Consider the following 22,521-nt stretch of genomic DNA (forward strand, 5'->3'; position numbering starts at 1 on the left):
CGGCCAAGCTGTGGGAACAAATTAAGAACAGAAACTCAGGTTTGTCCAGAGGCCCTGTTTGGCCTATGACCGGGGACCTGTTGCTTGGGGCGTCAAACCTTGTCGGACCAACGGATTCTGCTGATCGTGGGGGGCGGGATCGCCGCCTATAAGGCGCTCGAATTGACCCGCCTGCTGCGCAAGGCCGGGGTCGGCGTGCGGCCGATCCTGACGGCGGCCGGCGCGGAGTTCGTCACCCCGCTGTCCCTGTCGGCCCTCGCCGAGGACAAGGTCTACTCACAACTCTTCTCGCTGACCGACGAGGCCGAGATGGGCCATATCGAGCTGTCCCGCTCGGCCGACCTGGTGGTCGTCGCCCCCGCCACCGCCGACCTTATGGCCAAGGCGGCGCACGGCTTGGCGGGCGACCTGGCCTCCACCACCCTGCTGGCCACCGACAAGCCGGTGCTGATGGCTCCGGCGATGAACGTGCGGATGTGGGAGCACGCGGCCACCCGCCGCAATCTGGCGACCCTGAAGGCGGACGGCGTGATGTTCGTGGGCCCCGCCGAGGGCGCCATGGCCTGCGGCGAGTTCGGCTTTGGCCGCATGGCCGAGCCCGCGGCGATCTTCGAGGCGATCATGACGGCCCTGCGCGGGCCGGCCGCGCGGCCTCTGGCCGGCAAGCGCGCCATCGTCACCGCCGGTCCAACCGCCGAGCCGCTGGACCCCGTGCGGCTGCTGACCAATCGATCCAGCGGCAAGCAGGGCTTCGCGATCGCCAGGGCCCTGGCCGATCTCGGCGCGGAGGTGACCCTGGTCGCCGGCCCCGTCTCGATCCCTACCCCGGCGGGCGTCAGGCGCGTGGACGTGGAGACGGCGCGCCAGATGCTCGCGGCCTGCGAGGCGGCCCTGCCCGCCGACATCGCCGTCTGCGTCGCCGCCGTGGCCGACTGGCGCCCCGCCGACGAGGCCGGGACCAAGATGAAGAAGGACGGCGGCGGCCCGCCGTCCATCGCCCTGGTCGAGAACCCCGACATCCTGGCGACCCTGTCGCGGTCGGGCCAGCGTCCGAAACTGGTGGTGGGCTTCGCCGCCGAAACCCACGATGTCGAAACCTACGCAAAGGCCAAGCTCGCCCGGAAGGGCTGCGACTGGATCGTCGCCAACGATGTCAGCGTCGAAGGCGTTATGGGTGGCGATGACAACACGGTGTCTATCGTCACCGCCCACGGAATCGAGCGATGGGAGCGGACCGCGAAAACCGAGGTGGCGACGAAGCTCGCCGCCCGCATGGCCCAGGATCTCACGTGAAGCCCACCATCCCCGTCAAACGCCTGCCCCACAACCTCGACCTGCCGCTGCCGGCCTATGAGACCGCGGACGCCGCGGGCATGGATCTGCGCGCGGCCGTCGCTGAAGACGCGCCCATCGTGCTGGCGCCGGGCGCCCGCTTCCCGGTGCCCACGGGCCTGGCCTTCGCCATCCCGTCCGGCTTCGAGGGCCAGGTGCGACCGCGCTCGGGCCTGGCGTTGAAGTCGGGGATCACCTGCCTGAACTCGCCGGGCACGGTGGACGCCGACTATCGCGGCGAAGTGTAGGTGATCCTGGTCAACCTAAGCGCCGAGGAGTTCACGATCCGTCGGGGCGACCGCATCGCCCAGATGATCGTCGCCCCGGTGACCCAGGCGACCCTGACCGAGGTCGACGACCTGGACGAAACGGCGCGAGGCGCCGGCGGCTTCGGTTCAACGGGAGGGCGCTAGCCCCGGGGCGACGAAGCCCCGCAGGTTCTCGTCGATCGCCTGGGCCACCGCCAGGGTCCGGGAGTCGGCGCCGCGCGGCCCGATGATCTGCACGCCCACCGGAAGGCCCGAGGCCGACAGTCCGGCCGGCACGGTGGTCGCCGGCAGGTGCAGGGCTGTGGCGAGCGCGATCCAGTTCAGCATCGCCGTGTAGGGGATCTGGCTTCCGTCCGAGCGGCCGAGCTTGCGGGACTGGAAGGGCCGGTGGTCGTGCGGAAAGGCGACGACCGGGGTCACGGGGGCCAGGATGACGTCGAAGCGCGCGAACACACCGCTCATCGTGTTGCCCAGGCGCGCGCGCACCTCGTCGGCGGCGATCCACTCGGCATGGCTGGCGGCGTAGGACCGCGACAGCGCCGCCCAGGACTGAGGGCCGGCGCCCAGCCTCAAGGCCAGTCCGGCCAGGGCGGCCGTCCGTCGCATCCGCCGCTGGGCGGCGGGCGGCATGTCGGTCCCTAGGATCGAGCCCAGCAGGGTCTGGTAGGCGCTCATGAGCTGTTCGGTCGGCACAGGGCTGGAGACCGGCTCGACCTGCGCGCCCGCCGCCGCCAGTTCGGCGGCGAGGGTCCCAATCACGGCCCGGACCTCCGGGTCCAACGGGTAGGCCGGCTCGTCCAACCAAAGGCCCACGCGCAGAGAGGTCAGATCGGCCGCCGGGGCCTTGGCCGCGATGGGCCCGTCCTCGATCACCGACAGCAGCAGGCGCAGGTCGCGGGCCGACCGCGCGATGGGCCCCACCACGTTCAGGTCGCGCTCGGCATGGGCGCCGGGGGAGGGCGGCACGTGGCCGTTCTGGGAGACCATCCCCCAGGTGGGCTTGTGCGAGAACACGCCGCAAAAGCCGGCCGGGACGCGCAGCGAACCGCCGATGTCCGAGCCGATTTCCAGGGATGTCACGCCGGCCGCCACAGCCGCCGCCGCGCCGCCAGACGATCCGCCAGGCGTGCGGGTCGTGTCCCAGGGGTTGTTCGTGGTCCCGTAGAGGGCGTTGTAGGTCTGCCAGTCCCCGGCCATGACCGGGACATTGGTCTTGCCCCAGATCACCGCGCCGGCCCGGCGGGCGTGGGCGACCACGACGGCGTCCTCCGGTCGGCGGCGGCGTAGGCCCTCCAGTCCGGACGAGGCCGCTAGGCCCGTCACGTCCAGAGTGTCCTTGATGGTGATGGGTAGCCCGGCGAGCGGGCCGGGCATATCGCCCCGCAACCTGTTGTCATCCACCGCCCTGGCGCTGTCCAGAGCGCGCTCCAGGTCGGCGGCGACGACGGCGTTGAGATCGGCGTGGGTCTGTTCGTGCCGCGCCAACGCCAGCTTCAGCAGCTCCACCGCCGAGATGTCCTTGGCGGTCAGGGCGGCGAGCTGTCCGGTGGCGTCTCGGCTGAGGAGGTCGGGCATGGCTCGCGTCTCCTAGCTAAGACCCAGGACATCCTGCATGTCGTAGCGGCCCGGCGGACGTCCGGCGACCCAGCGGGCCGCCTCCACCGCGCCCCGGGCGAACAACCCTCGGTCGCGGGCCGAGTGGCTCAGGGTCAGGATCTCGTCGTCGGCGGCGAAGGTCACCGAATGCTCGCCGATGATGTCGCCGCCCCGCATGACGGAGAACCCGATATCGCCCGGCGTTCGGGCCCCGGTGATCCCATCGCGGGCCCGTTGCGCGACCTTGGCCAGGTCGAGGCCCCGGCCGCGCGCCGCCGCCTCGCCCAGCATCAGGGCGGTGCCCGAGGGCGCATCGACCTTGCGGCGATGGTGGGCCTCGAAGACCTCGATGTCGTAGGCGTCGGGTCCTAGGGCGCGGGCGGCCTGGGTCACCAGGCCCAGCAGCATGTTGACGCCGAGCGAGTAGTTGCCGGTCTGCACGATGGCGATCTGTTCGGCGGCCTTGGCGATGGCTGCCAGGTCCGCCTCGGACAGTCCCGTGGAGCCGATCACCAGGGCCGGGCCGCCGCGCGCCGCGCAGGCTCGCGCAAGTGCGACGGAGGCGGAGGGCGTGGTGAAGTCGACCACCACGTCGGCGGCGTCCAGGGCCGCGCCTTGATCCACCAGGCCATCGCCGACGAGGCCGGGACGATCGAAGCGCCCCGCCAGCGCCAAGTCGTCGCGGCCGGAGATGATCGTGCTCACGGCCTGGCCCATGCGGCCGAGCGCGCCGGCGACGCTGATACGAATGGGCGCGGTCAGGGGAAACTCTCCGGCGGACGAGGCGATGCGAGAGCTAGTCTCGCGTCCCCGCCCGCCGGGTCAACTCGAAAGCTACGCCGCCTGATACAGCGTGAACTCTTCCTTCAGGGCGCGCGCCACCGCCGGGCGGGCGCTGACGCGGTCGCGATAGGCCGCGACGGCGGGCCACTTGGCCAGGTCGATGCCCACGAACTGGGCCCAGTTGAGCACCGCAATCAGATAGGCGTCGGCGACGCTGAAGTGGTCGATCAGGTATTCGCGGCCCTCAAGGTGGCTGTTCAGATAGTCGAACCGCTCGATCGCCCCCTCAAGGGCATAGGCCTTGGCGCCATCGTTGGACTTGGGCGACAGCAGGGGATTGAACACGAGCTTGTGCAACTCGGTCCCCACGAAGCTCAGCCACTGCTGCAGGCGATAGCGCTCGATCGACCCGGCGGCCGGGGCGAGGCCCGCCTTGGGGAAGGTGTCGGCCATGTACTGCAGGACCGCGGCGTTCTCAGTGATCACCTCGCCGTTGTCGGCGCGGACGGCGGGCACCAGGCCCTTGGCGTTGATCGTGCGATAGTCGGTCCCGTCGGCGAGGGTCTGGGTCTTGGAATTCACCCGATTCAGCCGCACGCTGTCCTCGGCCTCCGCCTCGTAGACGGTGATGCGCGTCGAGAGCGAACAGGCCAGCGGGGAGAAGTAGACGTCCATGGGAAACCTCCGTCATTGATTTTCGTACCGTTCCGCATAAAATAAACCGACGTCAAGGATTCATTGCGAAGTGGTACAAAAAGAACCCGCCGGATCGCCCAAGCCGCGCGGGCGGCCGCGTGGCTTCGATCCGTCCGTCGCCCTGAACCAGGCGCGCGACACCTTCTGGCGAAAAGGGTTCTCCGCGACGTCGCTCGACGACTTGTCGGCGGCCACGGGTCTGAATCGCCCCAGCCTCTACGGCGCGTTCGGAGACAAGAAGGCGCTCTACCTCGCGACCCTGGAGCGATCGCACGCCGAGATGCTGGCTGCGCAGCAGCGTGCGTTGGCGGCTCCCGGGACGGCGCGCTATGTCCTGCTGGCGCTCTATGCCGGCGCTTCGGCCATCTATCGCGCCGGCGACAGCGGCCAGCGCGGATGCTTCCTGATCGGCACGGCGGTGACTGAGAGCGTCGCCGACGCCGAGGTCCGCGCCCTGCTGGCTCGGAGCTTCGCCGAGCTCGACGCCGGCTTCGCCGGCCGATTGGGGGCGAGACCCGGAGAGCTGCCGCCCGGCGCCGATCCGGCCGCGCTGGGCAAGCTCGCCACCGCCATCCTGCATACCCTGGCCGTCAGGGCGCGCGCCGGGGCCGACGAGGCCGCGTTGAGGGCGATCTACGAGGCCGGCGTCGATCTGATCTGCGGACGGCCGTAGAAGGCTTCCGGCAAAGCTTTCCGTGGGAAGGTTGTGGCGGAGGGCCGCGCTCTATAGGTTGGCGCCCTCCAAAACCACGCCGCCCGAAGGACCCGCCGCCACGATGAGCGACGCCGAAAAACGCACCTTCACCGACGAAGAAGCGCTGCATTTCCACAAGTATCCGACCCCCGGCAAGATCGCGATCGCCGCGACCAAGCCGATGGCGACGCAGCGCGACCTCAGCCTGGCCTACTCCCCGGGCGTGGCGGTGCCGGTGCTGGCGATCGCCGAGGATCCCGAGCTGGCCTACGACTACACCTCCAAGGGTAACCTGGTGGCGGTGATCTCCAACGGCACCGCGATCCTGGGCCTGGGCAATCTGGGGGCGCTGGCCTCCAAGCCGGTGATGGAAGGCAAGGGGGTGCTGTTCAAGCGCTTCGCCGACGTCGACGCCATCGACATCGAGGTCTCCGCCACCGATCCGGACGAGATCATCACGGTGGTCAAGAACATCGGCGTCACCTTCGGCGGCATCAATCTCGAGGACATCAAGAGCCCCGAGTGCTTCCGCATCGAGACCGAGCTGCAGGAGCTGCTCGACATCCCGGTCTTCCACGACGACCAGCACGGCACGGCGATCATCTCGGCCGCCGGCCTGATCAACGCCTGCCACATCACGGGACGCGACCTGAAGCACGTGAAGGTGGTTCTGAACGGTCCCGGCGCGGCGGGCATCGCCACCCTGGAGCTGATCAAGGCCATGGGCGTGACGCCCAGCAACGTGATCGCGGTGGACTCCAAGGGCGTGCTCTGGCGCGGCCGAACCAACGACATGAACCAGTGGAAGAGCGCCCACGCGATCGACACCGACAAGCGCACCCTGGCCGAGGCGCTGGAAGGCGCCGACGTGTTCATCGGCCTTTCGGTCAAGGGCGCGCTCACGGCGGACCTGGTGGACAAAATGGCTTCGAAGCCGATCATCTTCGCCATGGCCAATCCCGATCCGGAAATCACCCCGGAAGAGGTCTATTCCGTCCGCCCCGACGCTATCGTCGCCACCGGCCGCAGCGACTACGCCAACCAGGTCAACAACGTCCTGGGCTTCCCCTACATCTTCCGCGGCGCGCTGGACGTCCGCGCCCGCCGCGTGAACATGGAAATGAAGATCGCCTGCGCCAACGCGCTGGCCATGCTGGCCCGCGAGGACGTGCCCGACGAGGTGGCGGCCGCCTATCACGGCATGCAGTTGAAGTTCGGCCCCCAGTACATCATCCCCACCCCCTTCGATCCGCGGCTGATCTGGTACATCCCGCCCTTCGTCGCCCAGGCGGCGATGGACACCGGCGTCGCCCGCAAGCCGATCCCGGACATGGACGCCTATCGCGCGGGCCTCGCCCAGCGCCTCGATCCCACGGCGGCCTTCTTGCAGAAGCTGCAGGGCGCGGTGCTCAAGGCGCCGAAGAAGAGGATCGTCTTCGCCGAGGGCGAGGAGCCCAGCGTCATCCGCGCCGCCTACGCCTTCGAGGCCGCGGGCCTGGGCCACGCCATCCTGGTGGGTCGCGAGGAACTGGTGCGGGAGAACATGATCGCCGCCGGCCTCGATCCGGCCGAATCCAAGCTGGAGGTGATCAACGCCCGGCTCTCGGACCGCAATCCCGACTTCGTGGACTTCCTCTACGCCCGCCTCCAGCGGCAGGGTTACCTGAAGCGCGACGTCCAGCGGCTGATCAACCAGGACCGCAACTCCTTCGCCGCCTCCATGGTGGCGCTGGGCGAGGCCGACGGCATGGTCACCGGCGTGACCCGCTCGTACGACCAGGTGCTGGAAGAGGTGCTCCGGGTGATCGACCCGGCTCCGGACGGCCGGATCATGGGCATGAGCGTGGTGCTGTCCAAGGGCCACACCCTGTTCATCGCCGACACCAACGTCACCGAGATGCCCGAGGCCGACGAGCTGGTGGAGATCGCCATCGAGGCCGCTCGCGCGGTCAAGGTGCTGGGCTACACCCCGCGCGTCGCCTTCATGTCCTATTCGACCTTCGGCAATCCGATGGGCCTGCGTTCCGAGAAGGTGCGCGAGGCCGTGGCCATGCTGGACGAGATGGACATCGAGTTCGAGTACGAGGGCGAGATGCCGCCCGAGGTGGCGCTGGATCCCGAGAAGCGCGCCAACTATCCGTTCATGCGCCTGTCGGGCCCGGCCAACGTGCTGATCATGCCGGCCATCCACTCGGCCGCGATCTCGACCCAGCTGGTCCAGGCGCTGGGCGGCGGCACGGTGATCGGCCCGATCCTGCTCGGCCTCACCAAGTCGGTGCAGATCGCCCCGCTCTCGGGCAGCGTCTCGCGGATCCTGCAGGCGGCGACCCTCGCGGCCTATGAGCAGGACGTCGTCGAGGCTCAGAGCTGATGGCCGTGCGCACGCACACGAACTAGCGGCTCGCGCGCTCAGAGGGGGCGGCGATCCGTCGTCACCCCCTCGCAGCAAGGAGCGCGGCCCATGACCGGTCTCAGCATCGGCATCGATTTCGGCACGACGAACACCGTCGTCGCGCTCGCGGGCGTGGACGGCCCGGCGCACCTCGTGCGGTTCCCGGCGCCCGAGCAGGAAGTTTTCGCCTTCCGCTCGGCCCTGTCCTTCCACGCCCCGCCCGAGCACCCGTCCGAGCGGACGGTGGAGGCCGGGCCCTGGGCCATCGAGGCCTATGTCGAGGATCCGCTGGAGACGCGGTTCATCCAGTCGTTCAAGAGCTTCGCCGCCTCGGAGAGCTTCACCGAGACCCAGATCATCGGACGCCGCTACCAGTTCGAGGACCTGCTCTCGGCCTTCCTGCTGAAGCTGCGAGACCATGCCGGCGGCGACATGGCCGACCTGCCCAGGCGGGTCATCGTGGGCCGACCCGTCATCTTCGCCGGCGGCGCGCCCAAGGAGGAGCTCGCTCTGCAGCGCTACGAGGCCGCCTTCCAGCGCCTGGGCTTCACCGAGATCCTCTATGCCTATGAGCCGGTCGGCGCGGCGTTCTTCTTCGCCCGCGAGCTGACACAGGACGCCACCGTCCTGGTGGGGGACTTCGGCGGCGGCACCAGCGACTTTTCGATCATCCGCTTCTCCCGGGCGAACGGCGAGATCGTCTCCACGCCCCTGGGCCGGTCCGGCGTCGGCGTCGCCGGTGACGCCTTCGATTACCGCATCATTGACAACCTGGTGTCACCCGAGTTGGGCAAGGGTTCGTCCTACACCTCGTTCGGCAAGACCCTGCCGATCCCCAACCGCTACTACTCGACCTTCGCGCGTTGGGACCAGCTCGCCCTGATGCGGGCCAGCCGCGAGATGAGGGAGATCCGCAAACTGGTCAGGGAGGCCGTGGAACCCGACAAGATCGCGCGCCTGGTCGAGACCCTGGATGAGAACTACGGCTACGTCCTCTACCGCGCGGTCTCGCGCTTGAAAGAGGCGCTGTCGAGCCAGACCCGCGCGGAGTTCGCCTTCCAGGCCGGGACGATCGACATCCGCCGCGAGGTGGACCGGACCGCCTTCGAAGGCTGGATCGCGCCCGAACTCGGCCTGATCGAGACCGCGGTCGACGAGGCCCTGGCCGATGCCGGGCTCACCGCCCAGGGCGTCGACCGGGTGTTCCTCACCGGAGGTTCGTCCCTGGTGCCGGCGGTCCGCGACATCTTCCATCGCCGCTTCCCGGCGGAGAAGATCGAGACCGGCAGCGAGCTTGAGTCCATCGCCTCGGGCCTGGCGCTGATGGGCCGCGAGCGAGACCTCACCAAGTGGGCCCGGCGGGCGTAGGTCTCTCCGTCCTTCCCAATGACGGGGACGAAATGGCTATTTCGCCGCCTTCAGATCCACCCGGTCGAAGTCGATAGCCGCCGCCGGGACGACCTCCAGTTTGGGCTTGCGCGCCTTGAGGCCCTCCAGGAACGCCTTGGCGTCGCCGGCCACGATGACGCTGGCGTCGGCCGGGTCCAGGTTGGCCTTGGCGAAGGCCTGGACCTCGCCCGGCGTCACCGCATCGACCTTGCCGGTATAGGCGCCGATCTCCGCCAGCGGCAGGTCATAGAGGGCCAGGGCGCCGAGGATGTCGGCCAGACCGCCGGTGGTCGCCAGTTCGCGCCCGAAGCCGCCCACCAGCACCGACTTGCGGGCCTTGAGCTCATCGGCGCCGGCCGGGGTGTCCGACAGGCGCTTCAGCTCGGCGACGATCAGGTCCAGCACCTCGGGCGCCGACTCGTTCTTGGTCTGGGCCGCGGCGCGGAACAGGCCGGTGGTGCGTTGTGCCGACAGCCGCGAATTGGCGCCGTAGGAGAGGCCGCGCTTGATGCGGATCTCCTGGTTCAGGCGCGCGGAATAGCCGCCGCCCAGCACCGAATTGGCCACGATGCCGGGATAATAGTCGGGCGCGGCGCGGGAGATGGCGGCCTTGGTGACGGTCACCGCCGCCTGGCCGGTGCCGGGCAGGTCGATGGCCACGGCGCGGGGGGCGGCCTTGGGCGTGACCGCGACCCGGGTCGGGGCCGGACCCGCCGGGGCCTTCCAGTCGCCGAACGCCTTATCAGCCAGGGCGAAGCCCTGGGCCGGGGTGATGTCGCCGGTCAGGACCAGAATGGCGTTGTCGGGCCGGAAGTTGGCCGCGTGCAGCCCGGCCAGATCGGCCGTGGTCAGCTTGGCGAGCGACGCGGGCGTGCCGCCGGCGACATGGCCGAAGGCCGTGCCGGAGAACACCACCTGCGAGGCCGCGAAGCCCGCGAGCTGGCCGGGCTGCTGATAGGCCACCGACAGGCCGTCCAGGGCCTGGCTGCGCTGACGCTCCAGCTCCTCTTCCTTGAAGGCCGGGTTGCGGGCCACGTCGGCCATGATGGCCAGCGCCGCGGGCAGCTTCTCGGGCATGACGTTGAGGGTGACGGACGAGCTCTCCTGCCCGCCGCCGGCTTCCAGGGACGCACCCAGGGCCTCGGTCTGGCTGGCGATCTCCTGCGCGCCGCGGGTCTTGGTGCCCTCGGTCAGCATGCCGGCGGTCATGCCCATGGCGCCCGCCAGGCCGTCGGGATCGGCCCAGGCGCCGGTCTTCACGGTGAGATCGGCGGTGACCAGCGGCAGGTCCGAGGACTTGGCCACGATCACCCGCAGGCCGTTGGCCAGGGTCTTTTCGGCGGGTTCGGGCAGGACGGGACTGACCGGTGCTCCGAGGGGCGGCGGGGCGACGCGCTGGCCCGCGGGCGCCAGGGTGACGATCTCCCCGGCGTACTTCACCGAGGCGACCACCGGCGGCTTTGGCGTCGCGTCGGCCTGGCCTGCGGGCCGTTCGGTCTCGGGCCGATAGCGGATGGTCATCCGGCCGTTGTCGGTCAGGTACTTCTTGGCCACCCGCTGGACGTCGGCGGTGGTCACCGCCTGCAGCTGCGCCAGTTCGCGGTTGGCCAGGGCGGCGTCGCCGGCGGTACGCAGGGCGTAGCCGAGGGCGAAGGCGCGGCCGTCGATGGTCTCGCGCGCCCGCAGCTTCCCGGTGACCAGCTCGTTTTTCGCTTCGGCGAGCTCTGCCTCCGTCGGCGGGGCGTCGCGCAGCCTGGCGACCTGCGCCAGCAGGGCCTTCTCGCCCTCAGGGACGGTCTTGCCGCCGGCGAGGATGGCGCCGACCATCACCATGCCCGGCTGCTCGGGCAGGGAGGCGTCGGAGAAGACGTCGGCCGCCACCTGCTGCTCATAGACCAGGCTGTCATAGAGCCGCGAGGACTTGCCCGAGGACAGGATAGCGTCGAGGACGGTCAGGGCTGCGGCGTCCGGGCTGGAGGCGGCGGGCGCGTGCCAGGTCATGGCCACGGCCGGCAGCGGCACATTGGGGCCGTAACCCTCGAACACGCCGGCCTGGGTACGCGGCGGCTCGATGGCGGTTACCCGCTTGATCGGAGCGGCGGGGCGCTTCAGGGCCCCGAAGTACTTGTCGACCCAGGCGTTGAACTGGCCCTCGTCGAAATTGCCGATGACGATCAGGGCGGCGTTGTCGGGTCTGTAATATGCGGCGTGGAAGGCGCGCACGTCGTCGATGGTGGCGGCGTCTAGCTCCTCGATGGAGCCGATGCCGGGGCGCTTGTAGGGGTGGGTCGTGTAGCTGGCCTGGGGAAGATAGAGGTACATCAGCCGCCCGTAGGGTTGGGACAGCACCGACTGGCGCAGCTCCTCCTTCACGACGTCGCGCTCGGACTTGAACACCGCCTCGTCGACGACCAGGGAGCCTAGGCGCTGGGCCTCCACCCACAGCAGCCGCTCCAGATGGTTGGCGGGGACTACCTCGTAGTAGTTGGTGAAGTCGTCGTAGGTCGAAGCGTTGTTGAATCCGCCGACATCCTCGGTCATCCGGTCGATCGTCTCGCTCGGCATGTCGCGCGTGGCCTTGAACATCATGTGTTCGAACAGGTGCGCGAAGCCCGAGCGGCCGACCGGATCGTCCTTCGACCCCACCCCGTACCAGACCTGGACCGTCACGTTGGGCGTGGTCTTGTCGATCGAGGAATAGACCTTGAGCCCGTTGGCCAGGGTCCGTTCCTTGTAGACGATCGGCGGGACGCTATCGGCCGCCACGGCGGGCGCCGCCAGCGCCAGGGTGATGGTGAGGGCCACGGCGCGGACGGCGATACGGAGCATGGAGGCTTCCCGAGTTGCGAGAGGCCGCGACCCTAGCACCGGCGCGGCCCCTGGGAAGCTTACGGGATTGTCATGAAGCTGGGATCGAGGGCGGCTTGGGGCGGCAGATTGTCCGGCTGACCTGTTACCGGCTCGGCCGGACTGAAATAGCCCAGCACGTAGTCGCCCATCGCGTACCCGACGAGCGCCTGCAGTTCCGGCGAGAACTGGCGGGCCAAGTGCGGCGGGCAGGAGAGGTACTGGTTCTCTTCCTGCCGTAGCCAAGCCAGGGAATAGTCGATGTTAAGGCCGTAGCGGACCGCTTCGGTGCGGTTCTCGCCGCCCCCGTGGATCACCGATCCCGTATAGATCAGCACCGAGCCGGCGGGCATGACCGCCTGGGTGATCTCCGTCTCCGTCGGCCTGCGGTCCCAGTCCCAGGTCTGGCTGCCCGGAACCACCCGTGTGGCGCCATTCTCGATCGTGAAATCGGTCATCGCCCAGATGGTGTTGAGCTGTGGCTCGATGCCGGTGAGATAGGTTCCCCAGACTTGGCGGTCGCGGTGCAGGGGCTGGGCCGGCTGGCCCGGGCCGAGCCCGATCATCTGCGTCAGGTGGAGCTGGTAGCGTTGACAATAGGGTGACAGAACCTGGTCGCAGACCGCCAGGATGCGTGGATCCACAACCAGGTCGCGCACGGCCGGAGCGCGCGTCACGAGCGCTCCGGTGCGCGTGGTCTGTCGACCGGAAAAACCGTCGCGACCTGGCTCGGTGACGTCGACGAAGCGGCGCGTCTCTTCGAAGATCTGGCCGCGGAGGGTCTCGTCGAAAGCGCGGTCCAGGATCACCGCGCCATCCCGCGCCAGGGCGGCCGTCACCTCATCGACATGCGCCGCGGCGGAGAGGGTGATGAGTTCAGGCATGGCTGGCCGTCTCCTTGCGCGCCAGAGCGTCGATGTGAGCTTTCAGGATCGCCCTCTGGCGAGAGGGCGGCATGCGTTCCGGCATCAGCGCGCCGTGCAGGCCGACCCCGTCCATCAGGCAGATCAAGGTCTCAGCCTCGGCCTGGACCTGTAAGTTCGCACGGAGCTGCGGCGCCAATCGGGTGAGCGCCGCGGCCATGCGAACGGTGAGTTCGCCATACTCCCGTGCGTGTTCTCGGGCGAGAGCCGGGCTGTCCGCCGCGGCGACGGCGAATGACAGCCAGATCTTCCACAGGTTGCGACGCGGCCCGTCGACCGGAAGGATTTCGCCGATCAGGGCGTGCAGATCCGCCGGTCGGCGTAGGGGTACGCTGTCGAAGGCCTCGCGAATCTCGGCGCCCACCGTCTCCAGGATCAGGCGTAGTAGAGCGTCTTTGTTGGGAAAGTAGTGGGTGAGCACGCCCAGCGTGGCGCCCAGTTCGGCGGCGATGGCCCGCATCGAGGCCCGCTCCAGACCCTCGCGGGCGATCACCCTCAGCGCGGCTTGGGCCACGTCCTGGCGGCGTTCCGACTGCTTTTCCGCGGGGCGTCCCATGTCGCTTCCTCCGCCCCAAACATAGAGACCGGGAGAAAAAAGCACAACAGATGTTATTTAATTTGTGTTCCGGATCGTCCTTCGCCACCCTTCGGTGACCGAGGAGACGACAGCCATGACTGAGGTGAACGCTAGGCGACTGACGCCGGCCGACTATGTGGACCCCGACATCTTCATCGCGGAGCGCGACGGGCTGTTGTCCCGGGGCTGGATCGCGGTGTGCCGGTCAGACCAGCTCGAGGGCCCCGGCTCTCAACGCGCTGTCGAGGTCGCGGGGCGCTCCGTGCTGGTCCTGCGCGATCTGGACGGCGGGGTAAGCGCCCTGAGCAATGTCTGTCGCCATCGCGGCGCCTTGCTGGTGGTCGGCGAGGCTTGCGCCAAGACCGTCCAGTGCCCCTACCATCTCTGGACCTACGCCCTGGACGGTCGGCTGACGGCCGCGCCGTTCATGGACGGCGTGGATCACGCGGGGCTGGACCTGCCGCGCTATGGCGCGGCGGAATGGTGCGGCTGGGTGCTGGTTAATCTCAGCGGCGACGCACCGCCGGTAGCGGAGCGCCTGGCGCCGCTAACCCCGCGGTTCGCGGCCCGGGACCTGGGCGCCTGGAAGATCGGTTGGGAGTTGGACTTCGACTCGCCCTGGAACTGGAAGGTGATGGTCGAGAATTTCGCGGAGTCCTACCACCACATTGGGCCGCATGCGCAGTCTCTGCAGCCCTTCTGGCCCGGCGGGCGCAGCGACCCGTCCGCCAGCGGCGACGACTGGATCGAGCTCGCCCATTCGCACCATCCCCTGGCCGGGACCTTCACCGTCTACGTCGTGTTCCCGATGCTGATGTTCGCGGTCTCCGAACCTGACGACATGGTCGTCTGGTACCGCATGACCCCCACCGCCGCCGACCGATTTCACCTCACCATCACCGGCCTGTTCCCGGCCGGAGCGGACGCGGCGGCCATCGAGACCTACCGCGCCCAACTGCAAGCGATCCACCTGGAAGACATCCCGATATGCGAACGCGTGCAAGCCGGCCTGAGCAGCCAAGGCGCACGACTTGGGCCGCTATCGCCGTTGGAGGAGGGGATCGCCCGGTTCCAGGCCTTCGTGGCGGCGAACCGCTAGCCGGCCAGCCTCACCAGCATCTTGCCCGAGTTCTTGCCCTCCATCAGCCCGATCAGGGCGTTCGGCGCGTTGGCGATGCCGTCCAGGATGGTCTCCTGATACTTCACCTTGCCGTCCTTCAGCCAGCCGGCCATGTCGCGCTGGAAGTCGCCGTAGAGGTGCATGAAGTCGGTGCCGACGAAGCCGCGCAGCATCACCCGCGAATAGATGATGTTCGACAGGTTCGAGACACTGGAGTGCCCGGAATTGTAGCCCGAGATGAAGCCGCAGACCGGGATCCGGCCCAGGGTGTTCATGCGGCGCAGGGCGGCCTCCAGGTGGTCGCCTCCGACATTGTCGAAATAGACGTCGATCCCCTTGGGCGTGGCGTCTTCCAGCGCCTGGCGGATCGGGGTCTCCTTGTAGTTGATGACCGCGTCCAGGCCCACCTCGTCGCGCAGCCAGGCCGCCTTGTCGGCGGCCCCGGTGGAGCCCACCACATAGCAGCCCTTGATCTTGGCGATCTGGGCGGCGACCGAACCCACGGCGCCGGCGGCGGTGGAGACGAACACCTGCTCGCCGTCCTTTAGCGCCCCGATGTGCAGCAGACCGCCATAGGCGGTGAAGCCGGTCATCCCAAGCGCATGCATGTGGACGGTGAGCGACAGGTCTGGATCGGCCAGAAGCTTGGTCAGGCCCTTGCCATCGGAGACGAAGAACTCCCGGAAGCCCAGGCGGTTGGACACGAGGTCGCCGACCGCGAAGTCCGGATGCTTCGATTGCACCACCTTGCCCAGGGCGCCGCCCAACATGGCGACGTCGAGGTCCTGGCCGGCGGTCAGCCGCGGGCGCATGGCCGGATCGACCGACATATAGAGGTTCTCGACCAGCACCTGGCCGTCGGCGGTGTCGGGCACGGTGGTTTCGATGACGGCGAAGTCGTCCTGGGCAGGCATGCCCTTCGGACGGGACACAAGGTGGATTTCGCGACTCTTGGGCATATGGGCCTCCCTGGGAATTTTATGACGCGGCCCGAAATACAATGGGGCTCAGAGGCCGTTGTCGCGCGGCGACGCGCGTTCGGCCAGTGAATTCAAACGTGCGTTCGAACTATTCCGCGCCGGGTAGGACGTCGCCCCAGCCCAGCCGCCGCGCCACGGCGTAGGCGGGCTTGTCCCGGCGGGCGACGAAACGGGGCTCGACCGCCCCCTCGAGGGTGCAGAGCTTCAAGGTGATGCCCGGTTTGGCGGCGTGTGGAGGGGCTAGGATGCGAGCCTCGCGACGGCCGACGCCGGACCGCGAGGCGACCAGGTAGATGAACGTCTCGTCCTCGAAGGGCGCCTCACCCCCCTTGGCCAGCCGGTGGTCGCGCGACCGCGGCAGGCGCTGGACGAAATGGCACCAGTCGGGCGCGACCAGCGGGCAGGCGGCGTGGTGCGGGCAGGGGGCCAGGATCGCCGCGCCGGCCTCGATCAGTCTGTCGCGGGCCGTGAGAACGCGACCATAGCCGTCGGGTGTTCCCGGTTCGATCAACACCAGCAGGCCCAGGGTCGAGGCCCAAAGCGCCGCGAGCGTCTCCGCCTGGCGGGCAGGCGCGATCTCGGCGAGGGCATAGCTGGCGATCACGAGGTCGGCGGCGGGCCAGTCCTTCGGCGCGGTCAGGTCGCCGCGCAGGCGCTGGGCGTCGCGCAGCGCCGCCGGGCCGGAGGCGGCCAGGGTCCGGGCCATGTCCAGGAAGGCGGCGTTGGAGTCCAGCAGGGCGGCGGCCGCGATGCCGGGCCAGGTCTCCAGCGCCGCCCAGCTCGCCCCGCCCGGCCCCGCGCCCGCGTCGAACAGGGTCTTGGGCGCGAAATCCGGCGCGATCCGGGCGGCCTCCGCCAGCACATGAGCGCCCGCCGCATAGGTGGCCGGCAGGCGGGTCAGGACATAGGCCGTGGCGTCGGCGGCCGATCCGACGACGGCCGCGGAGCCCTTGCCCGAGCGGTACTGCGCCGAGATCCTCGCCGACTGTTCGGCCAGGCCCTTGCGCGACACGCCATCCAGCAGCCGGTCCGCGGCCTGGCGCAGGGCGGGGGGCAGGTCCGGGGTCATGAAGACCTCAGGCCTCGCGGTTCTTCACCAGGTCGTCGACCACCGAGGGGTCGGCCAGGGTCGAGATGTCGCCCAGGTTGCTCAGGTCGTTCTCGGCGATCTTGCGCAGGATGCGGCGCATGATCTTGCCCGAGCGTGTCTTGGGCAGGCCGGGCGCGAATTGCACCACGTCCGGCGCGGCGAAGGGTCCGATCTCGCGGCGGACCCAGCCCTTCAGCTCGGCCTGCAGGATGTCGGTGGGCGTCACGTCGGCCTTCAGCGTCACGAAGCAGTAGATGCCCTGACCCTTCACATCGTGCGGGAAGCCGACCACAGCGGCCTCGGCCACGTTCTCATTGCTGACCAGGGCGCTCTCGATCTCGGCGGTGCCCAGGCGATGGCCCGAGACGTTGATGACGTCGTCAACCCGGCCGGTGATCCAGTAGTAGCCGTCCTCGTCGCGGCGGCAGCCGTCGCCGGTGAAGTACTTGCCGGCGTAGGTCGAGAAGTAGGTGTCGAAGAACCTCTGGTGGTCGCCATAGACCGTGCGCATCTGGCCGGGCCATGAGTCGGTGATCTCCAGATTGCCGCTCACGGCGCCGTGTAGGACCTGGCCCTCGGCGTCCACCAGCTCGAACTTCACGCCGGGCAGGGGCTTGGCGCAGGAGCCGGGCTTGGCGGCGTGGGCGCCGGGCAGCGGGGTGGCCAGGCAGGCGCCGGTCTCGGTCTGCCAATAGGTGTCTACGATGGGGCAGCGGCTGTCGCCCACCACCCGGTGATACCAGAGCCAGGCCTCGGGATTGATCGGCTCGCCCACCGTGCCCAACAGGCGCAGCGACTTGCGGCTGGTCTTGGTCACCGGCTCGTCGCCGTCGCGCATCAGGGCGCGGATGGCGGTGGGGGCGGTGTAGAAGATCTCCACGTTGTGCTTGTCGATCACCTCCCAGAACCGGGAGTTGGTGGGGTAGTTGGGCACGCCCTCGAACATGACCGTGGTCGCGGCGTTGGCCAGCGGGCCGTAGACCACATAGCTGTGGCCGGTGACCCAGCCCACATCGGCGGTGCACCAGAAGACCTCGCCGGGCCGGTAGTCGAACACCAGCTCGTGGGTGTGGGCCGCCCAGGCGAGATAGCCGCCGGTGGTGTGCAGCACGCCCTTGGGCTTCCCCGTCGAGCCTGAGGTGTAGAGGATGAACAGCGGATCCTCGGCGTTCATCGGCTCCGGCTCGCAGACGTCGGAAACGTCCTGCTTGAGATCGGAAAAGTAGGCGTCGCGGCCCTCGACCATCGGCACGTCGGCCCGGGTGCGGCGGACCACGATCACGTCGGTGACGCCCGGGCACTGGGTCAGCGCCTCGTCGACGTTGCGCTTGAGCGGCACGACCTTGCCGCCGCGCATGCCCTCGTCGGCGGTTATGACGATCTTGGAATCGCAGTCCTGGATGCGGCCGGCGATGGAGTCGGGCGAGAAGCCGCCGAAGATCACCGAATGCACCGCCCCGATCCGGGCGCAGGCCAGCATGGACACCGCCACCTGCGGAATCATCGGCAGATAGATGGTGACGCGGTCGCCCTTCTTGACGCCCTTGGCCTTGAGCACATTGGCCATGCGACAGACTTCGGCGTGCAGCTCGCTGTAGGTCAGGCTGGACCAGGGGTGGCCCTCGTCGCTCTCCCAGATGATCGCGGTCTGGTCGCCACGGGTCGCCAGGTGCCGGTCCAGGCAGTTGACCGAGACGTTCAAGACGCCGTCGGCGTACCAGCGGATGTGGAAGGGGTGCTTGTGGAAGGAGGTGTCCTTGATCTGGGTCGGCGGCGTGATCCAGTCGAGGCGCCCGGCGACCTGGCGCCAATAGGCGTCGGGGTCGGCTTCGACTTGCGCCACCGCGGCCTCGTAGCCGGCGGCGTCCATATGCGCGCGATTGGCCCAGGTCTCGGGAACCGGAAAGATCTCGCCGTCGCTCACTTTGCGCACTCCTCGTACAGACTTGCGGGGAGTTATGCGGAGAGGGCGGCCGGGCGCAACAGGCGCAGGCCTAAAACACGCCGGTTTCCCCCTGGTCAGGCTTGGCGCGAGTGGCGAGTGGGCCGATCATGGAGAAAACGGGGGAAGCGCCATGTCTTGGGGATCTGCACGGGCCGGGTTCGGTCTGGCTCTTGCGGTCTTGTTGGTCGCACCGACCCAGGCCGCCGAATATGACGTTCGCATCCGTCGCGACGACTGGGGCGTGCCCCACATCCTGGGCAAGACCGACGCCGACGCGGCCTATGGCCTCGGCTACGCCCAGGCCGAAGACGACTTCGTCACCCTGCGGCTGGGTACGCTCACGGCGCGGGCGCTGCTGGCGAGCGAGCAGGGCCCCTCGGGCGTCGACAGCGACTACATGGTGGCGCTGCTGGACGTCTGGGGCGTGATCGCGCGGCGTTACGACAAGGACCTGCCGGCCGATGTCCGGGCCGTGCTCGACGCCTATGCCGCCGGCGTCAATGCCTACGTGGCCAAGCATCCGGACAAGACCAAGGCGGCCATGGCGCCCGTCACCGGCCGCGACCTGGTCGCCGGGATGATCTTCAACAGTCCCAACTTCTATGGGTTGGACGGGGTGTTCCGCCGGACCATGGCGCCGGCCAAGACGGCGGGCGCGGCGTCACCCCTCGTGACGGCGGAGCTTTCGAGCGAGGTCCTGCCGACGGGATCGAACGGAGTGGCCGTCGGCCCCTCGCGCTCGGCGGACGGCGCGACCCGGCTGCTGGTCAATTCGCATCAGCCGTTCACCGGGCCCTTCGCCTGGTATGAGGCCGTGGTGCAGAGCGGCGAGGGCTGGCACGTCACCGGCGGCTTCTTCCCCGGCTCACCCTTCATGCTGCACGGACACAACGCCCATCTGGGCTGGGCCAACACGGTCAACAATCCCGACCTGGCCGATGTCTACACATTGTCAATCAACCCAGCCAACGCCGACCAGTACCGCCTCGACGGCGCCTGGAAGGCGCTGGAGAAGCGCACCGTCCAGATCCAGGTCAAGCAACCCGACGGAACGCTGAAGGCGGTTGAGCGCGAGGTTCTGAGATCGGTTCACGGCCCGGCGGTCCGGACGGATCATGGGGTGTTCGCCTTCCGCTATTCCGGCCAGGACGAGGTGCGCCAGGCCCAGCAGTATTTCGCGCTGAACAAGGCCCGCTCGCTGGCGGAGTGGAAGAAGGCCATGGCGCTGCAGGCCCTGCCGTCGATCAACTACGTCTATGCCGATGCGAAGGGCAATGTCGGCTACGTCTACAACGGCAAGTTCCCGGTGCGGAAAGAGGGTGTCGACTGGTCGGGCGTCGTGGCGGGAGACCGCTCCGACCTGATCCCCAAGGCGCTGATCGCCTTCCCCAAGATTCCGCAACTGTGGAATCCGAAGTCGGGCCTGGTGTTCAACTCCAACAACACCCCGTTCCGCGCCTCGGACCCGGCCGACGACCTGAAGCCGGAAGCCTATTCCAAGACCCTCGGCGTCCAGTCCAACATGACCAATCGCGCCTGGCGGGTGCTGGAGACCTACGGCGCCGATCCCTCGATCACGGACGCCGAGTTCGACGCCTACAAGTACGACCTGACCTATAGCGTCCAGTCGGACGCCGCCAAGGCGGTCAAGGCCATCGCCGACCTGGATGTCGGCGCCGACACCGACCTCGCCGCGGCCAAGGCTCTCGTGGCCGGCTGGGACCGGCGGACCGACGTCGCCAATCGGGGCGCCGCGCTGAGCATGCTGAGCGCCATCGCCATCCAGGGCGGCGCCACGCCGCTGGCGGCCCTCAAGCAATCGATGGCTCAACTCAAGAGCTTCTATGGCCGTATCGATCCGCAGTGGGGCGAGGCCAGCCGCATCCGGCGCGGCGCGCTGGACATGCCGGTGGACGGCGGCCCCGACATCTTCCGGGCCATCTATGGCCGCCCCGGCCTGGACGGCCGGCTCGCCGCGGCTGGCGGCGACACCTATGTGATGTTCGTCGCCTGGGACAAGGCGGGCAAGCTGTCGTCGCGCAGCGTCCACCAGTTCGGCGCGGCGACCCAGGATCGGGCCTCGCCGCACTACGCCGACCAGACGCCGCTGTTCGTGGGCATGAGGACAAAGCCGGTCTTGTTCACGGAAGCGGACCTCGCCGGCCACATCAAGCGTGACTATAGGCCGGGCGAATGACGCCCAGGTAGCTTGTGCGGCGGCGGCGGATCGGCAAAGTCTGGCGGTTCTGTTCCGTCCGAAAGTCCTCCGCATGCGTCTCTCCCTCGTCCTTTGCGCCGCCCTGGTCGCGTCCCCCGTCCTGGCCGCCGCGCCGCCCACGGCGGAAGCGCGGTGGTGGGGTCACGTGGAGACCTTGGCCGGGCCGGAGTTCGAGGGGCGGCTGACCGGCAGCCCGGGCCACGCCAAGGCCGCGGCCTATGCGGCCGGGCGCTTCAAGGCCTATGGCTTGCAGCCTGCGGGCACGGACGGCTTCCTTCAGCCGGTGACCTTCGCCGTGCAGCGGATCGACGCCGCAAGGTCCAGCGTCGCGCTGGTCTCTGGATCGGAGACCACGCCCGTGGCGGTGGGTCCCGACATCATCCTGGGCGCGCGAATTCCGCAACTGCCCACTGTGGACGCGCCGCTGGTGTTCATCGGCTACGGCCTTCACCTGCCGGAGATCGGCGTCGACGACTTCGCCGGGCAGGACCTCAAGGGTAAGATCGCGGTCTACATCAATGGCGGGCCCCAGGAGATCTCGGCGGCGCTGAAATCGCATTCCCGGGGCACCCAGACCTGGCGCGCGGCCTCGGCCGCCGGCGCCATCGGCCTGATCGGGCTCTCCAGCCCCAAGACCGCCGAGATTCCCTGGGAAAGAACGATCGAGAACTCCATCCAGCCCGGCATGTACCCGGCCGACCCGACCTTGCAGGACGCCGGCGCGCCGAAGTTCTCGGCCACCTTCAACCCGGCGATGGCGGAGAAGCTGTTCGCCCGCTCCGGTCACAGCTTCGCGGAGGTCGTGGCGCTGGCGGACGCCGCCAAGCCCATGACCGGTTTCGATCTCAAGCTTGGACTCAAGGCGAACGTCGCCGCCTCGGTCTCGGCCGTGACCTCGCAGAACGTGGTGGCCAAGCTGCCGGGGTCCGATCCCAGGCTGGCGGCCGAGCATGTGGTGATCACCGCCCACATCGACCATCTGGGGCTCAACGAAACGGGCAAGGGCGCACCCTACTATCCCGGCGCCATGGACAACGCCTCGGGCGTCGCGACCGTCCTGGAGGTCGCCCGCCAGATGGCGGCGGCCAAGGTCAAGCCGAAGCGCTCGGTGTTGTTCGTCCTGGTCACCGCCGAGGAGAAGGGGCTGCTGGGCTCGAAATACTTCGCCGAGCGGCCCAGCGTGCCGAAGGGCTCGGTGGTCGCAGACCTCAACATGGACATGGCCCTTCCGCTCTGGCCGTTGACCTCCGTGATCGTCCTGGGCGTCGACGAGAGTACGCTGGGCGAAGCGGCTCGCGCCGCGGCGGCGAGCCGGGGTCTGGAGGTGGTCGCCGACCCCTATCCCGACCGCAATTCGTTCATCCGCTCGGATCAGTACAGCTTCATTCGCGTGGGCGTGCCGGCCCTCGCATTCAAGTTCGGGTTCAAGCCGGGGACGCCGGAAGCCGCAATCGAGAAGGCGTGGCGCTCCGACCGCTATCACGGCCTGGCCGACGACCTGTCGCAGCCGGTCGAGCGCGCCGAGGCGGTGAAGTTCAACGCCTACATGGCCGCCGTCGCGCTGCAGGTCGCCAATGCGCCCCAGCGCCCCGCCTGGAAGGATACGAGCTTCTTCAAGCGTTTCGCCGACTGAAGCGCCTCGACCCGCAAGCTGCTATGACGGCGCACCG

At 68.8% G+C, this 22,521-nt stretch carries 16 protein-coding genes and 1 pseudogene; 8 read left to right on the plus strand and 9 right to left on the minus strand.

The features are described from left to right. Window positions 1-99 precede the first annotated feature (99 nt). Both coaBC and dut read left to right on the plus strand, forming a co-directional pair. A complete protein-coding gene (gene coaBC / locus RMO04_RS07080) occupies window positions 100-1,293 on the plus strand; it encodes a bifunctional phosphopantothenoylcysteine decarboxylase/phosphopantothenate--cysteine ligase CoaBC (protein ID WP_309644083.1) in 1,194 nt (397 codons plus the stop codon). Further along, a pseudogene (gene dut / locus RMO04_RS07085) lies at window positions 1,290-1,745 on the plus strand (dUTP diphosphatase). Before coaBC ends, dut begins: the two are co-directional and overlap by 4 nt. Here the strand turns inward: dut and RMO04_RS07090 are convergent. The 3 genes from RMO04_RS07090 to RMO04_RS07100 form a co-directional block, all read right to left on the minus strand. Then, window positions 1,728-3,176: an amidase family protein gene (locus RMO04_RS07090; RefSeq protein WP_309644084.1), complete on the minus strand. Its 1,449-nt coding sequence runs from the start codon at window positions 3,174-3,176 to the stop codon at window positions 1,728-1,730. The pseudogene dut and the gene RMO04_RS07090 sit on opposite strands and share 18 nt — an antisense overlap. Window positions 3,177-3,188: 12 nt before the next feature. Next, window positions 3,189-3,959, minus strand: coding sequence for a 4-hydroxy-tetrahydrodipicolinate reductase (gene dapB, locus RMO04_RS07095; protein WP_309644106.1), 771 nt, complete (start codon window positions 3,957-3,959; stop codon window positions 3,189-3,191). 72 nt (window positions 3,960-4,031) lie between these two features. Then, window positions 4,032-4,655 (minus strand): glutathione binding-like protein, encoded by a 624-nt coding sequence (locus RMO04_RS07100; protein ID WP_309644085.1) that lies wholly within the window; start codon window positions 4,653-4,655, stop codon window positions 4,032-4,034. Between the two features lie 70 nt (window positions 4,656-4,725). Here RMO04_RS07100 and RMO04_RS07105 point away from each other — a divergent pair, with 70 nt between their 5' ends. The 3 genes from RMO04_RS07105 (at window position 4,726) to RMO04_RS07115 (ending at window position 9,130) form a co-directional block, all read left to right on the plus strand. Further along, the gene (locus tag RMO04_RS07105) at window positions 4,726-5,349 is read left to right on the plus strand and encodes a TetR/AcrR family transcriptional regulator (protein ID WP_309644086.1); all 624 of its coding nucleotides are present in this window, start codon (window positions 4,726-4,728) and stop codon (window positions 5,347-5,349) included. Window positions 5,350-5,452: 103 nt separating this feature from the next. Then, window positions 5,453-7,741: an NADP-dependent malic enzyme gene (locus RMO04_RS07110; protein WP_309644087.1), complete on the plus strand. Its 2,289-nt coding sequence runs from the start codon at window positions 5,453-5,455 to the stop codon at window positions 7,739-7,741. 90 nt (window positions 7,742-7,831) lie between these two features. Then, window positions 7,832-9,130, plus strand: a complete 1,299-nt coding sequence (locus RMO04_RS07115) for an Hsp70 family protein (protein WP_309644088.1) — start codon at window positions 7,832-7,834, stop codon at window positions 9,128-9,130. A 36-nt stretch (window positions 9,131-9,166) separates the two neighbouring features. Here RMO04_RS07115 and RMO04_RS07120 read toward each other — a convergent pair whose 3' ends face one another. The 3 genes from RMO04_RS07120 to RMO04_RS07130 are packed head-to-tail and all read right to left on the minus strand — an operon-like array spanning window position 9,167 to window position 13,477. Then, a complete protein-coding gene (locus tag RMO04_RS07120; RefSeq protein WP_309644089.1) occupies window positions 9,167-11,980 on the minus strand; it encodes a pitrilysin family protein in 2,814 nt (937 codons plus the stop codon). Between the two features lie 59 nt (window positions 11,981-12,039). Next, complete coding sequence (locus RMO04_RS07125; protein WP_309644090.1) at window positions 12,040-12,882, minus strand: phytanoyl-CoA dioxygenase family protein; 843 nt, start codon at window positions 12,880-12,882, stop codon at window positions 12,040-12,042. Further along, a complete protein-coding gene (locus RMO04_RS07130) occupies window positions 12,875-13,477 on the minus strand; it encodes a TetR/AcrR family transcriptional regulator (protein WP_309644091.1) in 603 nt (200 codons plus the stop codon). The genes RMO04_RS07125 and RMO04_RS07130 overlap by 8 nt, the downstream gene beginning before the upstream one ends. Before the next feature lie 115 nt (window positions 13,478-13,592). Between RMO04_RS07130 and RMO04_RS07135 the strand changes: the two genes are divergently transcribed. Beyond that, the gene (locus tag RMO04_RS07135; RefSeq protein ID WP_309644092.1) at window positions 13,593-14,597 is read left to right on the plus strand and encodes an aromatic ring-hydroxylating dioxygenase subunit alpha; all 1,005 of its coding nucleotides are present in this window, start codon (window positions 13,593-13,595) and stop codon (window positions 14,595-14,597) included. Here RMO04_RS07135 and RMO04_RS07140 read toward each other — a convergent pair. The 3 genes from RMO04_RS07140 to acs all read right to left on the minus strand — a co-directional run bounded on the left by RMO04_RS07140 (window position 14,594) and on the right by acs (window position 18,612). Beyond that, window positions 14,594-15,577 (minus strand): NADP-dependent oxidoreductase, encoded by a 984-nt coding sequence (locus RMO04_RS07140; RefSeq protein WP_309644093.1) that lies wholly within the window; start codon window positions 15,575-15,577, stop codon window positions 14,594-14,596. The two genes, RMO04_RS07135 and RMO04_RS07140, sit on opposite strands and share 4 nt — an antisense overlap. A 109-nt stretch (window positions 15,578-15,686) precedes the next feature. Beyond that, on the minus strand, window positions 15,687-16,667 hold the full coding sequence (locus RMO04_RS07145; RefSeq protein ID WP_309644094.1) for a small ribosomal subunit Rsm22 family protein: 981 nt from the start codon (window positions 16,665-16,667) through the stop codon (window positions 15,687-15,689). A gap of 7 nt (window positions 16,668-16,674) precedes the next feature. Further along, complete coding sequence (gene acs, locus RMO04_RS07150) at window positions 16,675-18,612, minus strand: acetate--CoA ligase (RefSeq protein WP_309644095.1); 1,938 nt, start codon at window positions 18,610-18,612, stop codon at window positions 16,675-16,677. 199 nt (window positions 18,613-18,811) lie between these two features. Here acs and RMO04_RS07155 point away from each other — a divergent pair, with 199 nt between their 5' ends. Further along, window positions 18,812-20,830: an acylase gene (locus RMO04_RS07155; RefSeq protein WP_309644096.1), complete on the plus strand. Its 2,019-nt coding sequence runs from the start codon at window positions 18,812-18,814 to the stop codon at window positions 20,828-20,830. Between the two features lie 73 nt (window positions 20,831-20,903). Next, a complete protein-coding gene (locus RMO04_RS07160) occupies window positions 20,904-22,484 on the plus strand; it encodes a M28 family metallopeptidase (RefSeq protein WP_309644097.1) in 1,581 nt (526 codons plus the stop codon). The last annotated feature ends 37 nt before the right edge of the window (window positions 22,485-22,521 follow it).

The organism is Phenylobacterium sp. (genome assembly GCF_031412415.1).
GTDB lineage: Bacteria > Pseudomonadota > Alphaproteobacteria > Caulobacterales > Caulobacteraceae > Phenylobacterium.